The organism is Paenibacillus prosopidis, from assembly GCF_003337375.1.
In the GTDB taxonomy this organism is placed as follows: Bacteria; Bacillota; Bacilli; order Paenibacillales; family Paenibacillaceae; genus Pristimantibacillus; species Pristimantibacillus prosopidis.
In genome coordinates this window covers 1-18,950 of record NZ_QPJD01000027.1, presented here as the reverse complement: position 1 = coordinate 18,950, position 18,950 = coordinate 1, and the positions used below count along the sequence as shown (strand labels likewise).

14 protein-coding genes and 2 pseudogenes are annotated in these 18,950 nt (G+C 45.8%); 14 read left to right on the top strand and 2 right to left on the bottom strand.

Features of this window, described 5'->3' with window-relative positions; genetic code table 11:
* Positions 1-65: 65 nt before the first annotated feature.
* A complete protein-coding gene (locus tag DFP97_RS28535; protein WP_114384065.1) occupies positions 66-611 on the bottom strand; it encodes a TetR/AcrR family transcriptional regulator in 546 nt (181 codons plus the stop codon).
* 244 nt (positions 612-855) lie between these two features.
* Between DFP97_RS28535 and DFP97_RS28530 the strand changes: the two genes are divergently transcribed.
* The 7 genes and pseudogenes from DFP97_RS28530 to DFP97_RS28495 all read left to right on the top strand — a co-directional run bounded on the left by DFP97_RS28530 (position 856) and on the right by DFP97_RS28495 (position 8,967).
* Entirely contained in the window at positions 856-1,815 is a 960-nt protein-coding gene (locus tag DFP97_RS28530) for an AAA family ATPase (RefSeq protein ID WP_114384064.1), read from the top strand.
* Between the two features lie 103 nt (positions 1,816-1,918).
* Positions 1,919-3,040, top strand: a complete 1,122-nt coding sequence (locus DFP97_RS28525; protein WP_181873713.1) for a DUF58 domain-containing protein — start codon at positions 1,919-1,921, stop codon at positions 3,038-3,040.
* A complete protein-coding gene (locus DFP97_RS28520; RefSeq protein WP_181873712.1) occupies positions 3,040-5,259 on the top strand; it encodes a transglutaminase TgpA family protein in 2,220 nt (739 codons plus the stop codon). Before DFP97_RS28525 ends, DFP97_RS28520 begins: the two co-directional genes overlap by 1 nt.
* A 693-nt stretch (positions 5,260-5,952) precedes the next feature.
* Positions 5,953-7,173 (top strand): multidrug effflux MFS transporter, encoded by a 1,221-nt coding sequence (locus DFP97_RS28510; protein ID WP_114384061.1) that lies wholly within the window; start codon positions 5,953-5,955, stop codon positions 7,171-7,173.
* 111 nt (positions 7,174-7,284) lie between these two features.
* Positions 7,285-7,502 (top strand): annotated as a pseudogene (locus DFP97_RS31805) (aldo/keto reductase); the annotation flags it as partial.
* Between the two features lie 327 nt (positions 7,503-7,829).
* The gene (locus DFP97_RS28500) at positions 7,830-8,462 is read left to right on the top strand and encodes a hypothetical protein (protein WP_114384060.1); all 633 of its coding nucleotides are present in this window, start codon (positions 7,830-7,832) and stop codon (positions 8,460-8,462) included.
* 82 nt (positions 8,463-8,544) lie between these two features.
* On the top strand, positions 8,545-8,967 hold the full coding sequence (locus DFP97_RS28495; protein ID WP_114384059.1) for a DoxX family protein: 423 nt from the start codon (positions 8,545-8,547) through the stop codon (positions 8,965-8,967).
* Positions 8,968-9,644: 677 nt separating this feature from the next.
* Here DFP97_RS28495 and DFP97_RS28490 read toward each other — a convergent pair.
* Positions 9,645-12,191: a tetratricopeptide repeat protein gene (locus tag DFP97_RS28490; RefSeq protein WP_114384058.1), complete on the bottom strand. Its 2,547-nt coding sequence runs from the start codon at positions 12,189-12,191 to the stop codon at positions 9,645-9,647.
* Positions 12,192-12,452: 261 nt separating this feature from the next.
* On the opposite strand from DFP97_RS28490, the gene DFP97_RS28485 reads away from it, so the two are divergent.
* The 7 genes and pseudogenes from DFP97_RS28485 to DFP97_RS32160 all read left to right on the top strand — a co-directional run.
* Positions 12,453-12,674, top strand: coding sequence for a hypothetical protein (locus DFP97_RS28485; protein ID WP_147275108.1), 222 nt, complete (start codon positions 12,453-12,455; stop codon positions 12,672-12,674).
* Between the two features lie 16 nt (positions 12,675-12,690).
* On the top strand, positions 12,691-13,734 hold the full coding sequence (locus tag DFP97_RS28480; protein WP_114384087.1) for an NAD(P)-dependent alcohol dehydrogenase: 1,044 nt from the start codon (positions 12,691-12,693) through the stop codon (positions 13,732-13,734).
* A gap of 38 nt (positions 13,735-13,772) precedes the next feature.
* A complete protein-coding gene (locus DFP97_RS28475; protein WP_114384056.1) occupies positions 13,773-14,669 on the top strand; it encodes an ROK family protein in 897 nt (298 codons plus the stop codon).
* A gap of 76 nt (positions 14,670-14,745) precedes the next feature.
* On the top strand, positions 14,746-16,164 hold the full coding sequence (locus DFP97_RS28470; protein ID WP_114384055.1) for an ABC transporter substrate-binding protein: 1,419 nt from the start codon (positions 14,746-14,748) through the stop codon (positions 16,162-16,164).
* A gap of 60 nt (positions 16,165-16,224) precedes the next feature.
* A complete protein-coding gene (locus DFP97_RS28465; RefSeq protein ID WP_114384054.1) occupies positions 16,225-17,115 on the top strand; it encodes a carbohydrate ABC transporter permease in 891 nt (296 codons plus the stop codon).
* The gene (locus DFP97_RS28460) at positions 17,112-17,927 is read left to right on the top strand and encodes a carbohydrate ABC transporter permease (RefSeq protein ID WP_114384053.1); all 816 of its coding nucleotides are present in this window, start codon (positions 17,112-17,114) and stop codon (positions 17,925-17,927) included. The genes DFP97_RS28465 and DFP97_RS28460 overlap by 4 nt, the downstream gene beginning before the upstream one ends.
* 1 nt (position 17,928) lies before the next feature.
* Positions 17,929-18,077 (top strand): annotated as a pseudogene (locus tag DFP97_RS32160) (glycoside hydrolase family 95-like protein); the annotation flags it as partial.
* Positions 18,078-18,950 lie beyond the last annotated feature (873 nt).

Genomic DNA, 18,950 nt, shown 5'->3' with positions numbered 1-18,950 from the left:
CCATGAAAATGGAGCAGTTGCCCTTGGCAAGCTGCTCCATCACTTCTGATTCGAATATGAGGCACTCATATATTTCTTTCCAACAATTCTCCCAACTGTTTCGCTAAAACTTCATGAGGAATAGGCCTTTCATTTTTCAGCCACCATTCAACGATACCTTCGTAAGCAGACGCAATAAATCTGACGATAACTTCTTCGTTGATACCCTCATTTTTGCCTTGCGTGATATCTATCTCATTTCGAAACTCTTCGATCAGGAAATTAAGATATCGGTTCTGAAAGTAAGGGGCTCCTTTACTCGCTAACATTGTTGAAAAGAATGAATAATTGCGATCCAAGTATTCCGTACAGAGAAGCGTCGAATCAATAAAATCCATTTCGGCTGCCGACAGGCAAATCGCACGAAGTTCATCGATGTGTGCCACGATAAGTTTATCGAGCAAATCATACTTATCCATGTAATGAAGATAAATCGTACCGCGGCTCACATTCGCCCGGTCGGAAAGGTCCTGAATCGTAATGTCGTCAAAACTTTTTTCATCCATCAATTCAATGACGGCTTTCTTTAATGCTTGTTGAGATTTGAGTATTCTTCTATCTACCTTCGGCATAAATTGGTCACCGTGCTTTCTATAAAATTATTTAACATTAATCACATATTCGTCTATTAGTTGACGAAACTCACCAACTTAACCATTGTATGTACTCTCTATCCGTCTATAATTATAAACAGATGTACAATAATACATCAAGGTTTTTTGCTGGTATAATGTCTAACTTGTTGGGTGTATCTATATAGTCTGGACCGTATTGTGAAGATCCAAACAGCTAAGACCGGCAGGAGGAACAAGAAAGATGGAACCTATGTTCAATGAAGACAGGAATATTTTAAAGCAGCTTAAGTTAAACGTCGAATCATGTGTTCTAGGCAAAGAAATGGAAGTAGAACTGCTTTTGACTGCTGCCCTTGCAGGTGGACATGTCCTGCTCGAAGACGTGCCTGGTACCGGCAAAACGGTTCTTATCAAAGCGTTGGCTGGGTCCGTTCAAGGTCTGTTCCGCCGGATCCAATGCAACCCCGACTTGCTGCCATCGGACATTACCGGGGTCACGATTTATCATCCAAAAGAGGAAATGTTTATTTTTCGACCCGGACCGGTTTTCAGCAATATATTACTTGTTGATGAGATTAATCGTGCTTCGACGAAAACACAGTCTGCATTCCTTGAGGCTATGGAGGAGCGCAGCGTGACTGTGGACGGTGAGATCTACCCGCTTGCGGAGACGTTTTTGCTTCTCGCTACACAAAACCCGATTGATTTCGATGGCACCTACGTATTGCCGGAAGCGCAACTGGATCGGTTTATGTTTAAGTTCAGCCTTGGATATCCTGATCACGACACGGAAAAGAAAATCCTTCTCTTGCAGGGAAGCGACCATCCGGTTGACCGAATCGAGCCAGTCACGACCATCGAGCGTTTGAGACAAATGCAGGAACGGGTGAAGCAAATCTACGTTGACGATGCCATTGCCGACTATATCATTTCAATAGTAAGAAAATTGCGCGACCATTCTGCCGTTCTCCTCGGCCCCAGTCCGCGGGCGTCGATCGCCTTACTGCAAGCAGCGAAGGCGCTCGCTTACTTGCGGAATCGAGAATATATAATACCCGATGATGTGAAATATTTGACGCCGTTTGTGCTCGGACATCGGATCATTCTGGAACCCGTAATAAGAAACGATGGGAATATCTTGGACCAAGTGTTTGAAACCGTTTTTCAACAAGTCCATGTGCCCGTTGGCATGGGAAAATAAGATGGGTCTTTTCGCCAAACAATCATCACGCTTTTGGTTGCCCGTTGTTCTATTTGCCTTTAGCTTGTTTTTTTTGTTGTTTCAAGGCGGCAAGTTCGCTCTAATGGTGTTCATAATCGTCGCAGGGTTATGCATCTACTTGATTTGCGGCCGCTTAAGCGGCATCTCTAGAGTGCATGGCATTCGGAGAGTGACAGGTGTCGGTCATGACGCCGTTATCATGGCAGGCACGTCGCTTGAGGTTCATTTCCAGGCGAAAATCCCCGGCGTTTGGCCCATCCCTTACGTAACCGTCAAGGAATGTTTATCACGTGAAGGCGGCGAGGAGCATGTATTAGAGACGCTCGGCATTCCGGATCGGAAAAGGCAAGTGGAAGTGTCATACCGAACGCCTGCGCTGCGCAGAGGAGTATACCGATTCGGAGTCGCGAATTGCGTGACAGAAGATATCTTTGGCTTATTCCAGCATAAAGGACGGCTTGATTTACCGGACAAACTTCTGGTACAGCCGCAAAAGGCGCATATCCGTGAATGGAAGCAGCTTCACCAACTATTTCAGGGCTACCGCCATTATCATATAAAATCGCAGTCCTTCCAGGAGTCCGCGCAGATGAATGGCATTCGCGAGTTCATCCATGGGGATCGTCTATCCCGCATTCATTGGAATGCTACGGCTAAGACTGGCACATGGAAATCAAAGGAGTTTGAGAAGGAATCCTTCCCGAAAATAATGATCGTACTGGATAGGTACATGTACGCCTACCGGAGCATGGAACAGTTCGAGTTGGCTGTCTCGATCGTTGCTTCCCTTTTTGACTATTTGGCCGCCAGACATTTGCCGGTCGGGTTGTTGTCGGCAGGGAAACATACGACGTATTTGGAGCCAAAGACCGGAGCAAGCCTTCAGAAGGCGATTACAAACCATTTGATCGATGCGGAGCCGGACGGTACGAATCCGCTTCTTCATGTACTGAAAGATCGGTCGCGGCAGATTGCTTCCGGTTCATTGTTACTCTTCATCTCTCCGGAGTACGGGGATGCGACGTTGCCGTTGCTGGCTTGGGCAAAGCGGCTCCGGTTGAAGCCGTGTCATATGTGGGTCGCCTCGGGAGTGCCCGAAACGGATCATGAGCAATGGTTGCGGCATTTGCAAACGACGGGTGTTTTGGGCTACACCGTAACTTCACTCGAGGAGTTGGTACTGGATTTGGGAGGACGTATATAATGCTCAAACTACGGTCGCGTTCAATCCCGCTTCTACGGGATTGGCATAAACCTATATCGGCTTCGCTTACAGGGGTATTTCTTCTGCAGTACGTATTATGGATTCAAAAAGAAAGCGGAGTCTGGCTGCCCGAAACAATCACGATAATAAAGATGGCGCTGCTCTTGACGATTGTTGTTGAATGGTTTCCCGCGTTGCATTGGTCTCTTCGTCGACTCATGCAGTTGATGGCGATTACGTTCATGACCGGCTACGTTTTGGACTATGATCCCCTCGGTCGTGAAGTCCTTGGTTTCCGTGATCTGGGAATCCTGATTCAGGACAATACGAGTCAACTTGCGCCATTCATCTGGTTCGCCCTAACTTCATGGATTATCACTTTGATTGCTGTGAAGATTATGCAGAATAAATTAAGCATCATGATTATACTAGTCGTTACGGTGACGACTTTCGCCATTCGCGATTCCTTCAGCTCCATTGAGCTTTGGGAGCAGGGCGCGGCGGTTATCATTTCCGGATTGTTCTTATTGACCATCTGGCATTTCGCTGAACTAAAGGAAAAAAATCCTGTCACATGGTCTCATTCGTCCGGTCGATTGCCCTTCATCGCCTTGCCGATCATTCTCCTGTTTTCGCTCATCGTTTACGTTGGAACACTGGCTCCGGATGTCCGGGCCGTACTTACAGATCCCTATACGATGTGGAGAAACGCGCAAGGCGTTTCGCCTGCAATCAGCGATAGTACAAGCACGTCACTCGGCTCGCAGTCAACGTCCGGTTATAGTCGCGATGACTCTACCCTCGGCGGCCAACTTGCTTTCGACCATACGACGGTTATGACTGCTGTTACGCCGTACCGCAGTTATTGGCGCGGCGAAACCCGTTCGATTTATACCGGCAGGGGATGGATCGCGAGCGAGGCTGAACGACGGACGCCCTTATCGCCCATCTCGCCGGAAGCATCTCTCCCGCAAGATCCGAGAGTTGAGAAAGCGCAGCTCGGAACAATCGAAGTGACGCAAACAGTAACGATAGTGGGCGATTCACGGGAGGAGTTCCCTGTGCTGTTCGGAGCATATGCAATTGATAGCGTGCAAAGCATTGCTAACGAAGAGGACGGAGCGGGCTTCTCTTCGATTCGATGGTCATCTGGGTCGTCAGAGCTCAGGTGGATCGGAGATGGGCGGACTTCATATCCGGAATCGTATACGATCGTCTCTAAAGTGCCGGTTATCAATGAAGCCGAACTTCGCAAAGTTCCTGCTCAAATTCCGGATCGGGAGGGACTTGAAGAGTATTTGCTCCTTCCGGATACGCTTCCGGATCGCGTGACGGAATTGGCCTTGCAGGTGACGCAGTCGGGCATGAATATGTACGACAAGGTGAAGCTGCTTGAGCAGTACTTGTCCAGCACATACCCTTACACGACGACACCAGCTCCGGGTAAAGACATGAGTGCAGATTTCGTCGATCAATTTTTATTTGAAGTCCAGGAAGGCTACTGCAATTATTATTCGACGGCAATGGCGGTCATGGCGCGTTCGATCGGCATACCGACTCGCTGGGTAAAAGGTTTTGCTCCAGGCGCGGCTGCGGGAGAAAATGAATACACGATCCGTAATTCAGACGCTCACTCTTGGGTCGAAGTGTTCTTCCCTGGCTACGGGTGGATTCCATTCGAACCGACTGCAGGTTTTTCGCTTCCGTCTTACGCGATGGAGGATGGCAGCGCGACCGATTCGCAGCCGGAAACTTCCTTGGAAACGGAAACGCCCGCTGAGCCGGAACCGACCTCGGAACCGGAAGGAAATGTACCGTCTCAGCGGGAAGGTGAGGGAACCACGCGCTCATTCAGATGGGAAGCGATGATCGTCGCTGGCGCGATTATGCTCGGTTTGATATGGATCCTCCGCCGGCGTGTTCCCGTTTTGCGGCACCTCTATCCTGTGAACCGACAGTTGAACACCAATAAGCATGTTGTGATCGAATTCGAGCAATTCCTTCGTTTCGCAAGTCGAAAAGGTTATCGTCGCTTGGAACACGAAACGGCGAGGGAAGCGACACGGCGGTGGTTCGAGAAGGATAAACGAGTAGAAAAAGAGGAATTAGAGTCTTTATTGCTGCTCTTTGAAAAAGCGAATTACAGCGATTCGCCAATCAGCCTCGAGGAGCTGTCGGAAATGAAGCAAAAGGTGCAGCGTATTCGGGAGCTCATATAGGCCAAAGGGCTATCCCAATATCTTGATTATTTAAAAAGAAAGGTTGAATGGAGAAGATGACATTACACGATACTAAAACTTGTTACAGGTGCGAATATGCGGAATTGGATATGAGTTGGTCAAAGTGGGATGAGAATGGAAAGTTTTTGACAACGGACCCCTCCATGCTGGAGAAAACGATGTCAACGAACTTCTTCGGCGCTTATTAGTCATTCATTTTTTTATTCCGCTTATGGAAAAGCATGGTTACGGGAGAATTATCATGTTTCTTCGGACTATGGGGTGATGAGCCAATTGTCGAGGCAAGGAGCCGGCGTCTATAAGTTATCGAAACTTGCCCTTAATGGATTGACGCGATTGGGAGCTGCACGTTCATGGAGATATCAAAATAAATGCTGTCGATCCGGGATGGGTAAGCACGGACATGGGAGGACCGACTGCTCCGCGAACACCAAAGCAAGCCGCGGAATCAATCCTATGGTTGGTGACAATCGGTCCTAATGGTCCTAATGGCGGTTTTTTTAGGGATGGAAAAAGAAGTGATTGGTAACGATCGAAAGATGGCCAGACAGAAAACCAGGCTGGCTATCTTCTCGTCCCACCTTCGAACATCTATGGCATATGACGCGTAAAGATTAGTTCCTGCATCGGGAGGCAGGCGAAGCATATTCGAAAATAAGGGGGTAGTATGAAATGAATCATGTTGTAACAAAACCAACTTTTAAATTCGCACTTATTTTAGCAACGTTCTCTGCGCTTGGTCCATTTACCGTCGACATGTATCTTTCGTCACTGCCTAAAATCACAGACTTTTTTGGAACAAACGCGTCTATGGTCCAGGCAAGCTTAACCGCAAGCTTGTTGGGTTTGGGCTTGGGTCCGATCGTAATGGGGCCTCTAAGCGATGTTCATGGCAGGCGAAACCCTTTGCTGATCACCATGATCCTGTATGTCCTTGCCTCTGTAGGCTGCGCTTTTGCACCTAATATTGAAGTTTTTATTGCTCTGCGATTCATACAAGGTTTTGTCGCATCTGCCGGGCTCGTTATTTCCCGTGCGATCGTACGTGATACGTATAGCGGAGTTGAAATGACGAAGTTTGTATCACTACTAACGATGATTAGTAATATTGCTCCTTTAATTTCTCCTGTTGCAGGAAGCACCGTCACCGCTTACACCTCATGGATTGGCGTGTTTATCTTTCTAGGAATTCTAGGGATATTTTTATTAGTGGTGACAAAATGGGGGGTGCAGGAAACCTTGCCAGTAGAGCAACGCGTTTCGAGCAATTTCCTGGAAATACTTAGAAACTACAAGGCGTTACTTAAAGACCGAAATTTTATGGGTTTTGCTCTTGTTAATGGAATAATGTTCGCGGGAGTATTTGCCTATGTAGCTGGAACGCCCTTTATTTACCAAAATATATATGGTGTTTCCCCAATGATGTTTTCAATCTTGTTTGCCCTCAATGGGGGTGCAATCATGCTGGGGTCCCAGATCGTAAAACTTCTTGCAGGTCGGATGACCGCTCAGCGTATTTTTAAGGTGGGGTTGTCTTTAGGCTTTCTTTCGACCGGTACCGTTATGACGGTCGTCTTTTCTCAAGGATCATTGATTGCATTGGTTTCTTCGCTCTTCTTATTTGCGGTAGCCATCGGAATAATCGGGCCGGTTACTTTTTCATTGGCCATGGAATCGCAAGGGCACATTGCAGGCAGTGCTTCTGCGGTATTAGGGATTATGCCGTTTTTATTAGGCGCATTCGCTTCACCGATTGTGGGCATCGCGGGTGAATATTCAGCTATACCGTTTGGAACCCTTCTATTTGCGACAAGCTTGGCATCCATCTTTGCTTACTTCGTGCTCGTTAAACGTTCTGAAAGAGCCGTTTATCCGGAGACGACTCATTCCTGATTCCCAATGACTATTGAATGAGACAATTATAATGAACCAGTAGGAACAGAACCTGGTGAGACTGTACCTGAAGCAAATGAAGGGACTGGTGAGGGCAACTCCGCAGAGCTAGAGCGAGTTGCATCTATCGCAGAAAATCATGGCGTTCCCCGTACTCATATCGCACTTGCTTGTTGCTGCTGATGAAACCAGTAACAGCTCCTATTATTGGTGCTACTAAAATATCTCACCTAGAAGTTGCCGTAGGAGCCCTATCGGTTAAATTAACCTGAAGAAGTTGCATTTCTTGAAGAGCCATATGTAAACACCCAATAGTAGGTCATAATTAATTGTGGCGATGGCATCGTATTTCAAAAACAGCCGGTTAGGTAAACTGGCGGTTTTTGAAATGAAAATCTTCATGAATTATCACAGAATAAAGCAAGAAGTAAGAGAGCATTAAATATCAAGTTTCCGGGTACCGATCCATTTAATCATAGATTCCAAATATTATACACTTTTGATTTCTACGAACATGCTATTTGGCGAGTATAACAACGACTGGTCGGCCATTCTATCCTCTTTGGTACTGACGATGCTGCCGATTATTGTCGTGTATCTGCTCCTGCAAAAATATAATTATGGAATATGCTCGCGGGTTTGGGCAGTTCTGTGTCGTGCTTCCTGACCAAAATGCAGTCATTGCTATCACTAGCGGCGCGATGGAGATGCAGACTGTTCTGGATTATGTATGGGAACATTTATTGCCCGGAATGAGCGATACCCCGTTAAACGAAGATCCTGAAGTACAGGAAAACCTTGAAAAGAAACTGAGCGCATTAGCTTATCCTTCGCCCGTAACCATGCGCACTTCGTCTGAGACTTACAGATGGCATGAAAAATGCTATGAAGTTGGATCGAATGAGGCCGGCATCACCCACATTCGTTTCCATTTTACGGACAATGAATTCATCTTTTCGTTCCAAGACCAAACAGAAACTCAGACTCTCGAGATCGGTAACGAAGTATGGCTTGAAAACCAACTCAAGATCGCAGGCGACCAGATGAAGGTAAAAGCAGCAGGTACGTGGCGCAAAAAAAACGTTCTTGAGCTTTCTTTGCGATTTATAGAAACGGCATACTGCGATACTTGGACATTCCATTTTGTCAATGACAGCGTGAAGGTAAGCGCTGCTAGGAACGTGTGGATTATACCGGGATTATCGGATTCGGCTTTTCTTCCAACACTGATCGGATTCCAATATCGAGACCGGGATATGTGGGTCGGGAATGGAGGAGGACAGCAATGAAACGTGAGTAGAAGGCCTCACTCAGAGGAAGTTAATTAGTAATTAGGATCTTTAATATCTTAAAGGGAGAGCTTGCTATACGATGAATAAACAGGTCGATGTTGGTTTGCTGTTGCTCAGATTAGTTTTAGGGTTAACGTTTTTTATCCATGGGTTTGAGAAGTTTCAAGGAGGCATCTCCAATATTGCCTGGTGGTTTCAAAGTATGGGATTGCCGGGATTTGCGGCATATGTAGTTGCTATTATCGAATTGGCAGGCGGACTTGCCATCATTCTAGGACTCGGAACACGTATCGTCTCCGTCTTATTCTCGCTCATCATGCTAGGAGCGATAGTAAAGGTGAAGTTTGCCCTCGGCTTTATAGGGAATGGGCAAATGGCAGGGTATGAGCTCGACGTGGCGCTCTTGTTCATTTCCATTTACTTGGCGCTAACTGGTAAAACCATGTATTCCCTCGATAATATGATATTCCGTCGCACATCGGACAATACGAGAAGCGTTTAAGATTTCTCGGAGTACAGAAGGCAGTTGGCCATTCATTTAAAGGGCTTTGACCATCGGTTGCGTACCGTTTTTAGTTCATGAGAAAACCGCTAAACCTCTGGAATCCCAGGCGTTTAGCGGTTTTTTCATGGGCGAATAAAAAGCGGTTCATTACAGTAGCCAACATCGAAAAGTTCATAGGCTTTAGCACCAAGATTATGGTGGTGACGAGATTATGCAAGATGAAATTCCATTTCGTTATGAGTCTTAGTACCAACACATACCCTAATTACGGAAAATCTCTTTTGTAATAATAATTCTTACGAAAAGTCTCAAATTAAATCATTTATAACTATTACGCACATGTGTGTTAGAAAACCAACATGGCTTTTAAATTGGTTCGGGAGAGTAACTTGTAAATAAAATGAATCGTTTAGAATCGCGATTATGAAGCTAACGGAAGAATATAGATTAATAATCTAGGGAGCAGTTTGCCGCTGATATGCTCCCCTTACGGTAGACAGGTGAAATAATAAAACCTGCTACTGAAAGAGGAGCTTTTTGGATATTTCAGAAACAGCGTCAGAGCTATAACCTATACTGGAATCCTTGATCGCTGTGAACAATCCATCCAGTCACGTCTGTTTTCTTTGAAGTATTTTTTGATTAACGAACTAGGATGGGTCTGGGTTTTTATATCAATAAGCATCTGTTAACATCGCATGAAACCGTTCCACTTCCTCACGGAGCCAAATCGTTCTCTCCCAGGAGTCGATAATGGCAAGCGTTTTTTGTGTTAGCTGTAATGCTTCGGCATGATTACCTTTGCGATGCAACAATTGCGCCATGCCATATTGATAATAGATAAGCTCGATCTGATTGGCTTTCGATTTATTATAAAGCAATCGATCAAACGCAGATTCCGCCTTCTCATATTCGCCGCATTTGACATAAGCTATTCCCAAATTGAAGTAGGCTTCTATCGTCTTTTCACCGCCGTATGACTTACTGACCTCGTTTGCCTGTTCATAACAATGTATGGCATCGCAAAACTCACCATTTTGCAAACAAAGATCACCTCGGATCAGCAATATGCGGTGTTTAATCAAGGGTGTACAATATACATCGCGCGATTCATCGAGAATCTCCGCGACCTTCTCCCGCTGGTCCGTTTTCAAGTAATATTTCGCTTTGAAAGCGAGTCCCAGCACCTTTAAATCCTGAACCTCCGGATCGGATGGATCAAGGTCCTCCAATATCCGGAGGCCGGCTTCAATACGACGCAGCCCTTCATCCAGCAATCCGATTTCGATCAATGCCCAGCCAACCGTATCGATTAAAAACAATGAGCTGAGCGTTTCTTTATTAAATAATAACGCGGCGCGCGCGGCTTTAAGCCCGTACTCAATCCGCATCGGAAGATTAACCCGGCTTAGCAAATGACTTAGCCGCAGCATCAATTGGATCAGCAGTTCCGAATGCTCTCCGGCGCTTGCCCACTCCATCAGCTTGGCTATATTCGGCCATTCCCGTTTAACTCTTTCAAGATCGCGCCCCAGAAGGCAATTCCAATAAGGCGCCTCCGGCTTATCCCGTTTTAGATAGGTATCCAAATAATCAATGTAATATTGACTCCAACGCTGTCTTGCTTCCGATTCAAATGATTTGTTCTCGGACAAATATTGCTCTCCATACGCCAATACGGTCTGATGAGCCCGATAATGCAAATGTCCGTCTACTCTTTCCGTCTCGATCAGGGCACAGCCCCGTAATTGTTCCACAGCCAAAAAAAAGCGTCGCCCATCCAAACCTGCCGCGGCCCCCCAGCTATCCTCCGAGGCCGGTCTGCCGAAGAAGCAGAGCACTTGCCACAAACGTCTGGCATCCTCGCCGCAGCGTTCCCAAGTACGTCCGAACAGATACTCGAATAACGCCGATAACGAATAACCGGCTTTCCCTATGTCCGCGATAAGCTGTCTGATTGGAATATCGTCTTCCGTCATATGAGCGACGCTAAGCGCGATTGCTTTCGGGTTCCCTGCTGTTGCGTCAATCAACTGCAAATGAACTTCAACCGATTCGGCTAACAGCTGTTCCAGCTTTGCCTTCCTTCGAGGCACGTTGCTTAATTGGATATGATGTTGTACCTCTGAAGCCAGGTACTCCAATGCCTCAGAATGCAGCAGGCCATCCAATTGGATCGTGTAAATCTCTTTCCCTGCGAGTGCCTCGATTTGCTGCTGATTCTCCCGGGCCGTTAATAATACTTTGACGCCTTGCGGGAGATTGACGATGAATTCGCTTATTCCATTGTCTGCCGTGTCTATGCTGTCGATGATCAGAAGTACAGGCATCTTATCAGAATATGAGGACAGAGCATTTCGAACCACAAACCATTTCTCGTTGAGGGATTTGCTAAGAAGTTCTACCCGTCCGAGTTGGTAAGCGATTATATCGAGGAAATCACCGAAATTTAAACTCTTTAAATCTGCGCTTATCCAAATAACGCAAGCAATGGGCGGCCACTCCAATTCTTCCGAAGCAGCTTCGCCATGCGGTGCTCCTACGCATGCGTAAGCTGATTCAAGCGCAATCGTGGTTTTCCCCATTCCTCCCCAGCCTGAGATTAAACATACGGGTGACGGCGAAGTCAACCAATGTCCAATTGCTTTCAACTCATGTTTGCGGCCAACGAATGATTCCGACCAGCGCGTCGGTAAGTTGTGCAGTACTGCAGGTACAGAAAGTACAGCAGGAACAGAAGGTTTCTGCTCTTGAGATATTCCATCAAACAGTCTCGTTTTAACCGCTTCAATTTCCTGATCCGATGGTGCTCCGAATTCATCGTTCCTCAATAGTTTCGCTTTCGATAGGCAAGACGCGACCCAAACCGGCAGAGGGGGATTAATAACAGGAATGGAGGTAGTCCGTAGAAGCTCGGTGAACCAAACGGCATCCATCCCGCTTTTTTCAATAATCAGCCAAACGATGCCGAACAGCTTGCCGTCCTCGATCCGGCTCGGTATATATTTCACGCCCATCTGACCCATCCAGCTCTTAATGGTGTTAGAGGAGATGCCAAGCTGATAGGCGATTTTATCTATATAGGACTCAGAAGAGAATTGTCCAGAGGGGAGCGTTTCTCGTTTCTTTCTTTTTGTTTTATAGTCGGGATGCTGCTTCAATGCGGTAATACCTAACGCCAATAGTTCCGCGAATTTTTCTTTATCCTCAAGTTCTGCCACTACTTCCGCACCTCCTGCATTTGGCATATCACTCTATTTTAGTGTAAAAATCGTCTCTTTGTATATGGAAAGCTTAGTTGTACAGTGTCGCTGTATGATTATACAGTTCAAATAGATAGATAGCAGAAGAGGGCACTGCCTATAATTCGAGTAAGGAAAACAAAAAACGCAAATGAATCGCCTTATAATATCCATTTAGGAGGTAAATTTATACGACACTAGAGACCTAGTAAATTCTTGAGAAAAGGAATGAACAATGTCATGAACAGTAATTTAGCCGAAAAGGTGGGATTTTCGCTTCGCAAAAGCGAGGAGATTGCTAACGAAAAGCTGAGTGTCATAGCTTCCTTCTATTACAATCTTGATTCAAAAACATTTTCGTCCATTGTGATGGAATTAAACGGGCAAAAACATCTGCAAAAAAGCAAGATAAATAAAAACATTCAATTAGTAAAGAAGGGACTTGATCAAGTTGTCGATTAACCAACTGCCACAAACCATGAAAGCTGCAGTCATGCACAATACCAGGGAAATTCAAATCGAAGAATACCCGGTTCCGCAAATCGGTCCGGATGAGGTTTTGATTAAAGTGATGGCAGTCGGGATTTGCGGATCGGATTTGCATTATTATTCCCATGGCCGAATTGGTAAATACGTGGTCGATAAACCATTTATTCTTGGACATGAATGCTCCGGAGACATTGCGGCGATCGGTTCGAATGTGCAGCGTTTCCAAGTAGGCGACCGTGTAGCAGTCGAGCCAGGCGTAACTTGCGGACGCTGCGACGCTTGTAAGGAAGGCCGGTATAATCTCTGTCCGGATGTTGAGTTTCTGGCGACGCCCCCATTTGACGGCGCTTTTGTGCAATACATTAAAATTCGTGAAGATTTCGTTTTCTCCATACCCGATCATCTTACCTACGAAGAAGCCGCATTAGTTGAGCCTTTTTCGGTCGGTATACATGCGGCCGCACGCACCGGGCTGCAGCCTGGATCCACGATCGCCATCATGGGGATGGGGCCTGTCGGTTTGATGGCAGTAGCAGCGGCTAAAGCTTATGGGGCAGCGACCATTATCGTGACAGATCTCGAGCCGCTGCGGCTTGAGGCGGCTAAGCAAATGGGTGCCAGTCACGTTATTAACATCCGTGAACAGGACCCGCTTGAGGAAATTAAAACGATTACGAATGGTAAAGGCGTCGATGTCGCATGGGAAACGGCTGGAAATCCGAACGCGCTTCAATCTGCACTTGGATCACTTCGCCGCGGCGGTAAGCTCGCAATCGTAGGTTTACCGGCCCAAGACGAAATTCCGTTGAATGTGCCTTTTATTGCGGATAACGAAGTCGATATCTACGGCATCTTCCGTTATGCCAATACGTATCCGAAAGGCATAAACTTCTTGTCTTCCGGCATAGTCGACGCAAATAAGCTGATCACCGATAAATTTACGCTTGAACAAACGCAGGAAGCCATGGAACGTGCGCTTAACCAGAAAAGCGAATGCTTGAAAATCATCGTTTATCCTAATGGCTTGCTCTAATTTGTTCGGTTATCGCAGGAAGGGATGAGGAAAACATAATGACTTTATTAGGAGCCATTGAAGGCGGAGGCACCAAGTTTGTATGTGGAATCGGAACGCGGGAAGGCCAAATCCTTGAGCGTTCGTCCTTTCCGACAACGACGCCGGAAGAGACAATGGGGAGAGCGTTTGAATTTTTCGCTAATAAAGGAATTCATGCTATTGGGATCGGCACCTTTGGTCCAATTGATGGAAATCTGAAAAGCGAAAGCTATGGTTGTATAACAAACACGCCTAAACCCTATTGGAGCGGTTTCAATGTGGTTGATTTTACGAAAAGTCATTTAGATGTGCCGGTCGGGTTTGACACGGACGTCAATGCCGCGGCTTTAGGCGAAGCGTCATGGGGAGCGGCAAAAGGCCTGGGCAGCTGCTTATACATGACTGTCGGAACCGGAATCGGCGCCGGTGCATTCATAGAAGGACGGCTTATACATGGGTTAACCCATCCAGAAATGGGACACACTATCGTGCGCCGGCATCCAAACGATACGTATGAGGGCAACTGTCCTTTTCATAAGGACTGTCTGGAAGGGCTCGCCTCAGGTCCGGCGATCGAAGACCGGTGGAAAATGAAAGCCTTTGATCTGGAAGCAGCTCATTTCGCTTGGGGATTGGAAGCTTACTATCTGGCCCAAGCATTGGTCAATTTCATTCTCATTCTTTCTCCGGAGAAGATTATTTTAGGGGGAGGCGTGATGAAGCAGATACAGTTATATCCGCTTATCCAGCAACAACTGAACAAATTATTAAAGGGATATATTAATCATCCGGCTTTAGCTGAAGGAAATAGCAATTATATCGTCCAACCGGCGCTTGGTGATAATGCCGGGCTTTCCGGCGCTTTAGCCTTGGCTGACAGGGCTTTACAAGGATATGAAAATAACCGGCTTTAATGGCTCATTGTCCGGCAAGTTATATGAAATTCCGGACAATTTTGACATATAAGAAAAATGAGGAGGGTTTATTTCAATGAAAAAGATTGTTACGCTGTTCGCATTGCTATCATTAGTCTTTGTATTGGTTTTAAGCGGGTGTGGTTCAGAAGGTGCAAATAAAGAGCAAGAGAGCGGTAATAATGGAGCTCAAAATGCCGGCAATAGTACAGACGGTGATAAGAAAAAAGAAAATGTGACATTAAGAATTGCAACTGTAAACAATCCGGATATGATTGTTATGAAGGAAATGTCCAGCGAATTTACGAAAGAAACCGGCATTAATTTGGAATTCGTCGTTCTTCCTGAAAATGACCTTCGGGAAAAAGTAACGACGGATGTAGCCATGCAAGCGGGAATGTTTGACATCGTTACGATCGGCACATACGATGCGTCGATTTGGGCGAAAAATGAATGGATTGAACCCCTGACGCCGATGATGGATAAGATGTCCGATCAAGAGAAAAGTGACTACGATGTTGAAGACATTTTCCCTTCCATCCGTGACGCTCTCTCTTATGAAAATAATTTGTATGCGCTTCCTTTCTATGGTGAAAGCAGCATGCTCTATTACAACAAAGAAATGCTTCAAAAAGCCGGCGTAGAGATGCCGCTGCACCCGACATGGGACCAAGTGCGCGATATTTCCAAAAAAGTAAAAGAAGCAAATAACGTACCGGGTCTTGTTCTTCGAGGTCTTCCTGGCTGGGGAGAAGTTTTGGCGCCGCTCAATACGGTAATCAACTCCTTCGGCGGATCTTGGTATGACATGGATTGGAATGCTCAGTTGACAAGCCCGGAGACAAAGAAAGCCGTTCAGTTCTATGTGGATGTGTTAAAAGAATCCGGTCAACCGGGCGCAACCAGCACTGGATTCACAGAGGCGCTCACCCTTCTTTCGACAGGAAAAGCAGCCATGTGGTACGACGCAACGGTAGCTGCCGGATTCTTGAATAATCCGGAAAATTCCCAAGTAGCAGGTAAAATCGGATATGCGTTTGCGCCATCTGAGGCGAAGGACAATAACGGTTGGCTGTGGGCTTGGTCGCTAGGTATTGAAAGCGCCAGCAAGCACAAAGAAGAAGCATTCAAGTTCCTAACGTGGGCAACAAGCAAACGCTATATCGAACAAGTAGGGGAATCGAAGGGATGGGTCGTAGCGCCTCCTGGAACCCGCAAATCGACTTACGATAATCCGAAATACAAAGAAGCGGCACCTTTTGCAGATATTGTATTGGAATCAATGACACAAGCCGACTATATGAAGCCGACGAAAAATCCGGTTCCTTATCAAGGTATCCAATATGTCGCTATTCCGGAATTTCAACAGCTCGGCACTTCTGTAAGTCAAGAAATTGCTGCGGCCATCGCAGGCAAAAAGTCAGTGGATGAAGCTCTGGAAAATGCTCAAAAATTAGCTGAAGAAATTGCAGTCTCCGGAGGCTATAAAAAGTAATCGGGCTGTTGGAGGAGGGGGCTTCCCCCTCCCCAATTCACCGGTTGAAGGGAGAACTAAATGAAATCGATTGGATTAAAATCAGCGCCGCCGATCAAAAGGCTGCTCTGGCCGAGTATTATTCTTGTTGCACTCGTTACGCAAATCCCGTTTATTTTGACTATTTATTACAGCTTTTTGGATTGGAATCTTATGCGGCCGGATAAGGGAGCGAAATTTGTCTGGTTTGCCAATTTCAAAGCTATTTTTATGGGGTCTGAATTTTATACAGTTCTGGGGAATACGTTCATTCTAACCGCTTGTACGCTTTTGTTATGCCTGGTATTCGGCCTCGGATTAGCGTTATTGATGAATCGGGATTTTCTCGGTAAAGGATTGCTGCGGACTATATTCGTTGCTCCCTTTTTCGTCATGCCTGCCGTTGCGGGCATCGTTTGGAAAACGGCGATATTGAATCCCAATTTCGGTATAACCGCTTATTTTGCAGGAGTGTTGGGACAGGATGCAGTAGATTGGTTAGGTTCTTATCCGCTGCAAACGATAATCGCTCTGGTCTCCTGGCAGTGGATCCCGTTTTTTATGCTAATCATTCTTGCAGGACTTCAATCTGTGCCCAAGGATGCGATGGAAGCCTGTATGATCGATGGCGCATCTACCTTTCAGAGATTTATATATGTCGTAATTCCGCACTTGCTGCGTTACATCGAGGTTGCGGTGCTGCTCGGGCTTTTGTTCATTATGCAAACCTTTGGAGAGATTTATGTAACAACTTCGGGCGGACCCGGCTATGCATCCACAAATCTCCCGTTCTATGTTTATCGTGTAGGCTTTAAAGGATGGGATATCGGCGGCGCTTCGGCGATCGGCGTCGTTATCGTGATTATTACATTGATATTATTAAAGTACCTCTTCAAGTTCTTGAGGAGAACGTTCCGAGGTGAGTTAACATGAAGAAGCTGCTTGCGGTTCTATTGACGATTTTTACGTATCTGGCAGCTTTTATCTATTTTTTTCCTTTGCTGTGGATGTTTATTACCGGCTTTAAAAACGAAGGCGAAGCCGTTATCATGCCGCCCTCCATTTTCTTCAACCCGACGCTGGAAAATTATAAAATCGTATGGGGCTCGGGAATCGGTACATTTTTAGGCAATTCAGCTATCATTGTCGTTATATCCACACTGCTTGCTTTAATTTTGGGCGTATCCGCCGCCTATGCCTTATCCATGTTCCGTATGAAGAAAGCGGATGACATTTTGTTCTGGTTCATTTCAACAAAAATGCTTCCCGCCGTTGGAGTCATTATTCCTGTCTACATTATTTTCAAAAAACTGGGCTTATTGGATTCCCACTTGGCCCTTATCTTGCTTTATACCGCGATGAATATACCGCTCGCCGTCTGGATGATGCGTTCGTTCTTTAAAGATATTCCATACGAATTGATTGAGTCCACCCAAGTCGACGGAGCAACAGGACTGCAAGGTTTCTTAAAAGTGACGCTTCCCCTGGTAAAGCCGGGAGTCATTTCCACTGGACTGCTATGTTTCGTTTTTGCTTGGAATGAGTTTCTGTTTGGCGTAAGTCTGACCTACACCGATTCCTCGACAATGCCGGTGTTCATGGCTTCTTTTATGACCCAGGAAGGGTTGTTTTGGGGGAAAATGTCCGCAGTGGCGACTACGGCCGTACTGCCGTCGGTCGTTCTAGGATGGTTTACCCAGAAGCAATTAGTACAAGGCCTTACGATGGGAGCCGTTAAGGGGTAACCAAATTGATGGAAACTTTGGAGGTACTTCCGCAATCGCGGAAATGATCATTCAGAGCCATCGCACGAAATTCATTTGTTGCCTGCGATACCGGAATGTTGGGACACTGGCAGTTTCAGCGGCATGAGAGCCAGAGGCGGCTTAGAAATTCGTATTTAAATGAAATGTAGCATAGACAAAAAAGCAAGAACTATCAGGAAAGCATAGATAGCCTAAAAACAAGAATCGATATATTCTTTGTTGAATACTGGGAAGCATCTATGTCCATTATTGATGTATATCAACGATTAGGAATGAATCAAACCTATCTTTGCAGCTACGCTCCAGAAGTGAATAGTTTTCATTCGTACTAAAAGGTATGAACGGCTAAGAAACCTATGCAGCCATTACTGGGAGCTGCGGTGAAAACCCGCCAAGCATTGGTGGGTTTTTTTTCTGGAAAGATAGTACGTTAAGATTATGATTATAAGTTACAGCCATTGCTGTTTACAGGAAAGGATATAAGTTCTTGTCTTAAAGGATATATGTTCTTGTCCTCCGACAGTTACAGAAGGGTGATGTCGGAAGTCAAGAATATTGTCCCATTAAAGCTGCGCAAATAGCGGCTTTTTTTATTTATGGGATCAAGTTCTTGTCATTGGTCGATGACAAGAACTTGATCCCATTCCCGACGGGGAAATGATGCACCATTCTAAAATAATCGTGCTGCCGTAATATTCATGAGTAATTCGTGTTTAGAGAAAATAAAGCATTAGACTGACGATGCGTGATGCATGTAACTGTTTCATCTACCTAAGCGTTACCATCCCCTTATAATTCATATTTCCAACGAATTAATAATTGGATGGTATATTTAGGATAAATAGAGGGGCTGGCGCTGAAATGAGAAAACGTATCTGTGTTGTTTTACAGTTTATGCTTGCTTTTGGTTTACTAATGAATAGTGTATTTGCCGCTGAACCTGTAAACGAAAATAAGCTCATTCCTGAAGAAGGTCAGTATGGATTTTTTATTTTTGAGATC

Coding starts and splice junctions, on each gene's coding strand:
- DFP97_RS28535 (WP_114384065.1), bottom strand. CDS start 611: ATGCCGAAGGTAGATAGAAGAATACTCAAATCTCAACAAGCATTAAAG.
- DFP97_RS28530 (WP_114384064.1), top strand. CDS start 856: ATGGAACCTATGTTCAATGAAGACAGGAATATTTTAAAGCAGCTTAAG.
- DFP97_RS28525 (WP_181873713.1), top strand. CDS start 1,919: ATGGTGTTCATAATCGTCGCAGGGTTATGCATCTACTTGATTTGCGGC.
- DFP97_RS28520 (WP_181873712.1), top strand. CDS start 3,040: ATGCTCAAACTACGGTCGCGTTCAATCCCGCTTCTACGGGATTGGCAT.
- DFP97_RS28510 (WP_114384061.1), top strand. CDS start 5,953: ATGAATCATGTTGTAACAAAACCAACTTTTAAATTCGCACTTATTTTA.
- DFP97_RS28495 (WP_114384059.1), top strand. CDS start 8,545: ATGAATAAACAGGTCGATGTTGGTTTGCTGTTGCTCAGATTAGTTTTA.
- DFP97_RS28485 (WP_147275108.1), top strand. CDS start 12,453: ATGAACAGTAATTTAGCCGAAAAGGTGGGATTTTCGCTTCGCAAAAGC.
- DFP97_RS28480 (WP_114384087.1), top strand. CDS start 12,691: ATGAAAGCTGCAGTCATGCACAATACCAGGGAAATTCAAATCGAAGAA.
- DFP97_RS28475 (WP_114384056.1), top strand. CDS start 13,773: ATGACTTTATTAGGAGCCATTGAAGGCGGAGGCACCAAGTTTGTATGT.
- DFP97_RS28470 (WP_114384055.1), top strand. CDS start 14,746: ATGAAAAAGATTGTTACGCTGTTCGCATTGCTATCATTAGTCTTTGTA.
- DFP97_RS28465 (WP_114384054.1), top strand. CDS start 16,225: ATGAAATCGATTGGATTAAAATCAGCGCCGCCGATCAAAAGGCTGCTC.
- DFP97_RS28460 (WP_114384053.1), top strand. CDS start 17,112: ATGAAGAAGCTGCTTGCGGTTCTATTGACGATTTTTACGTATCTGGCA.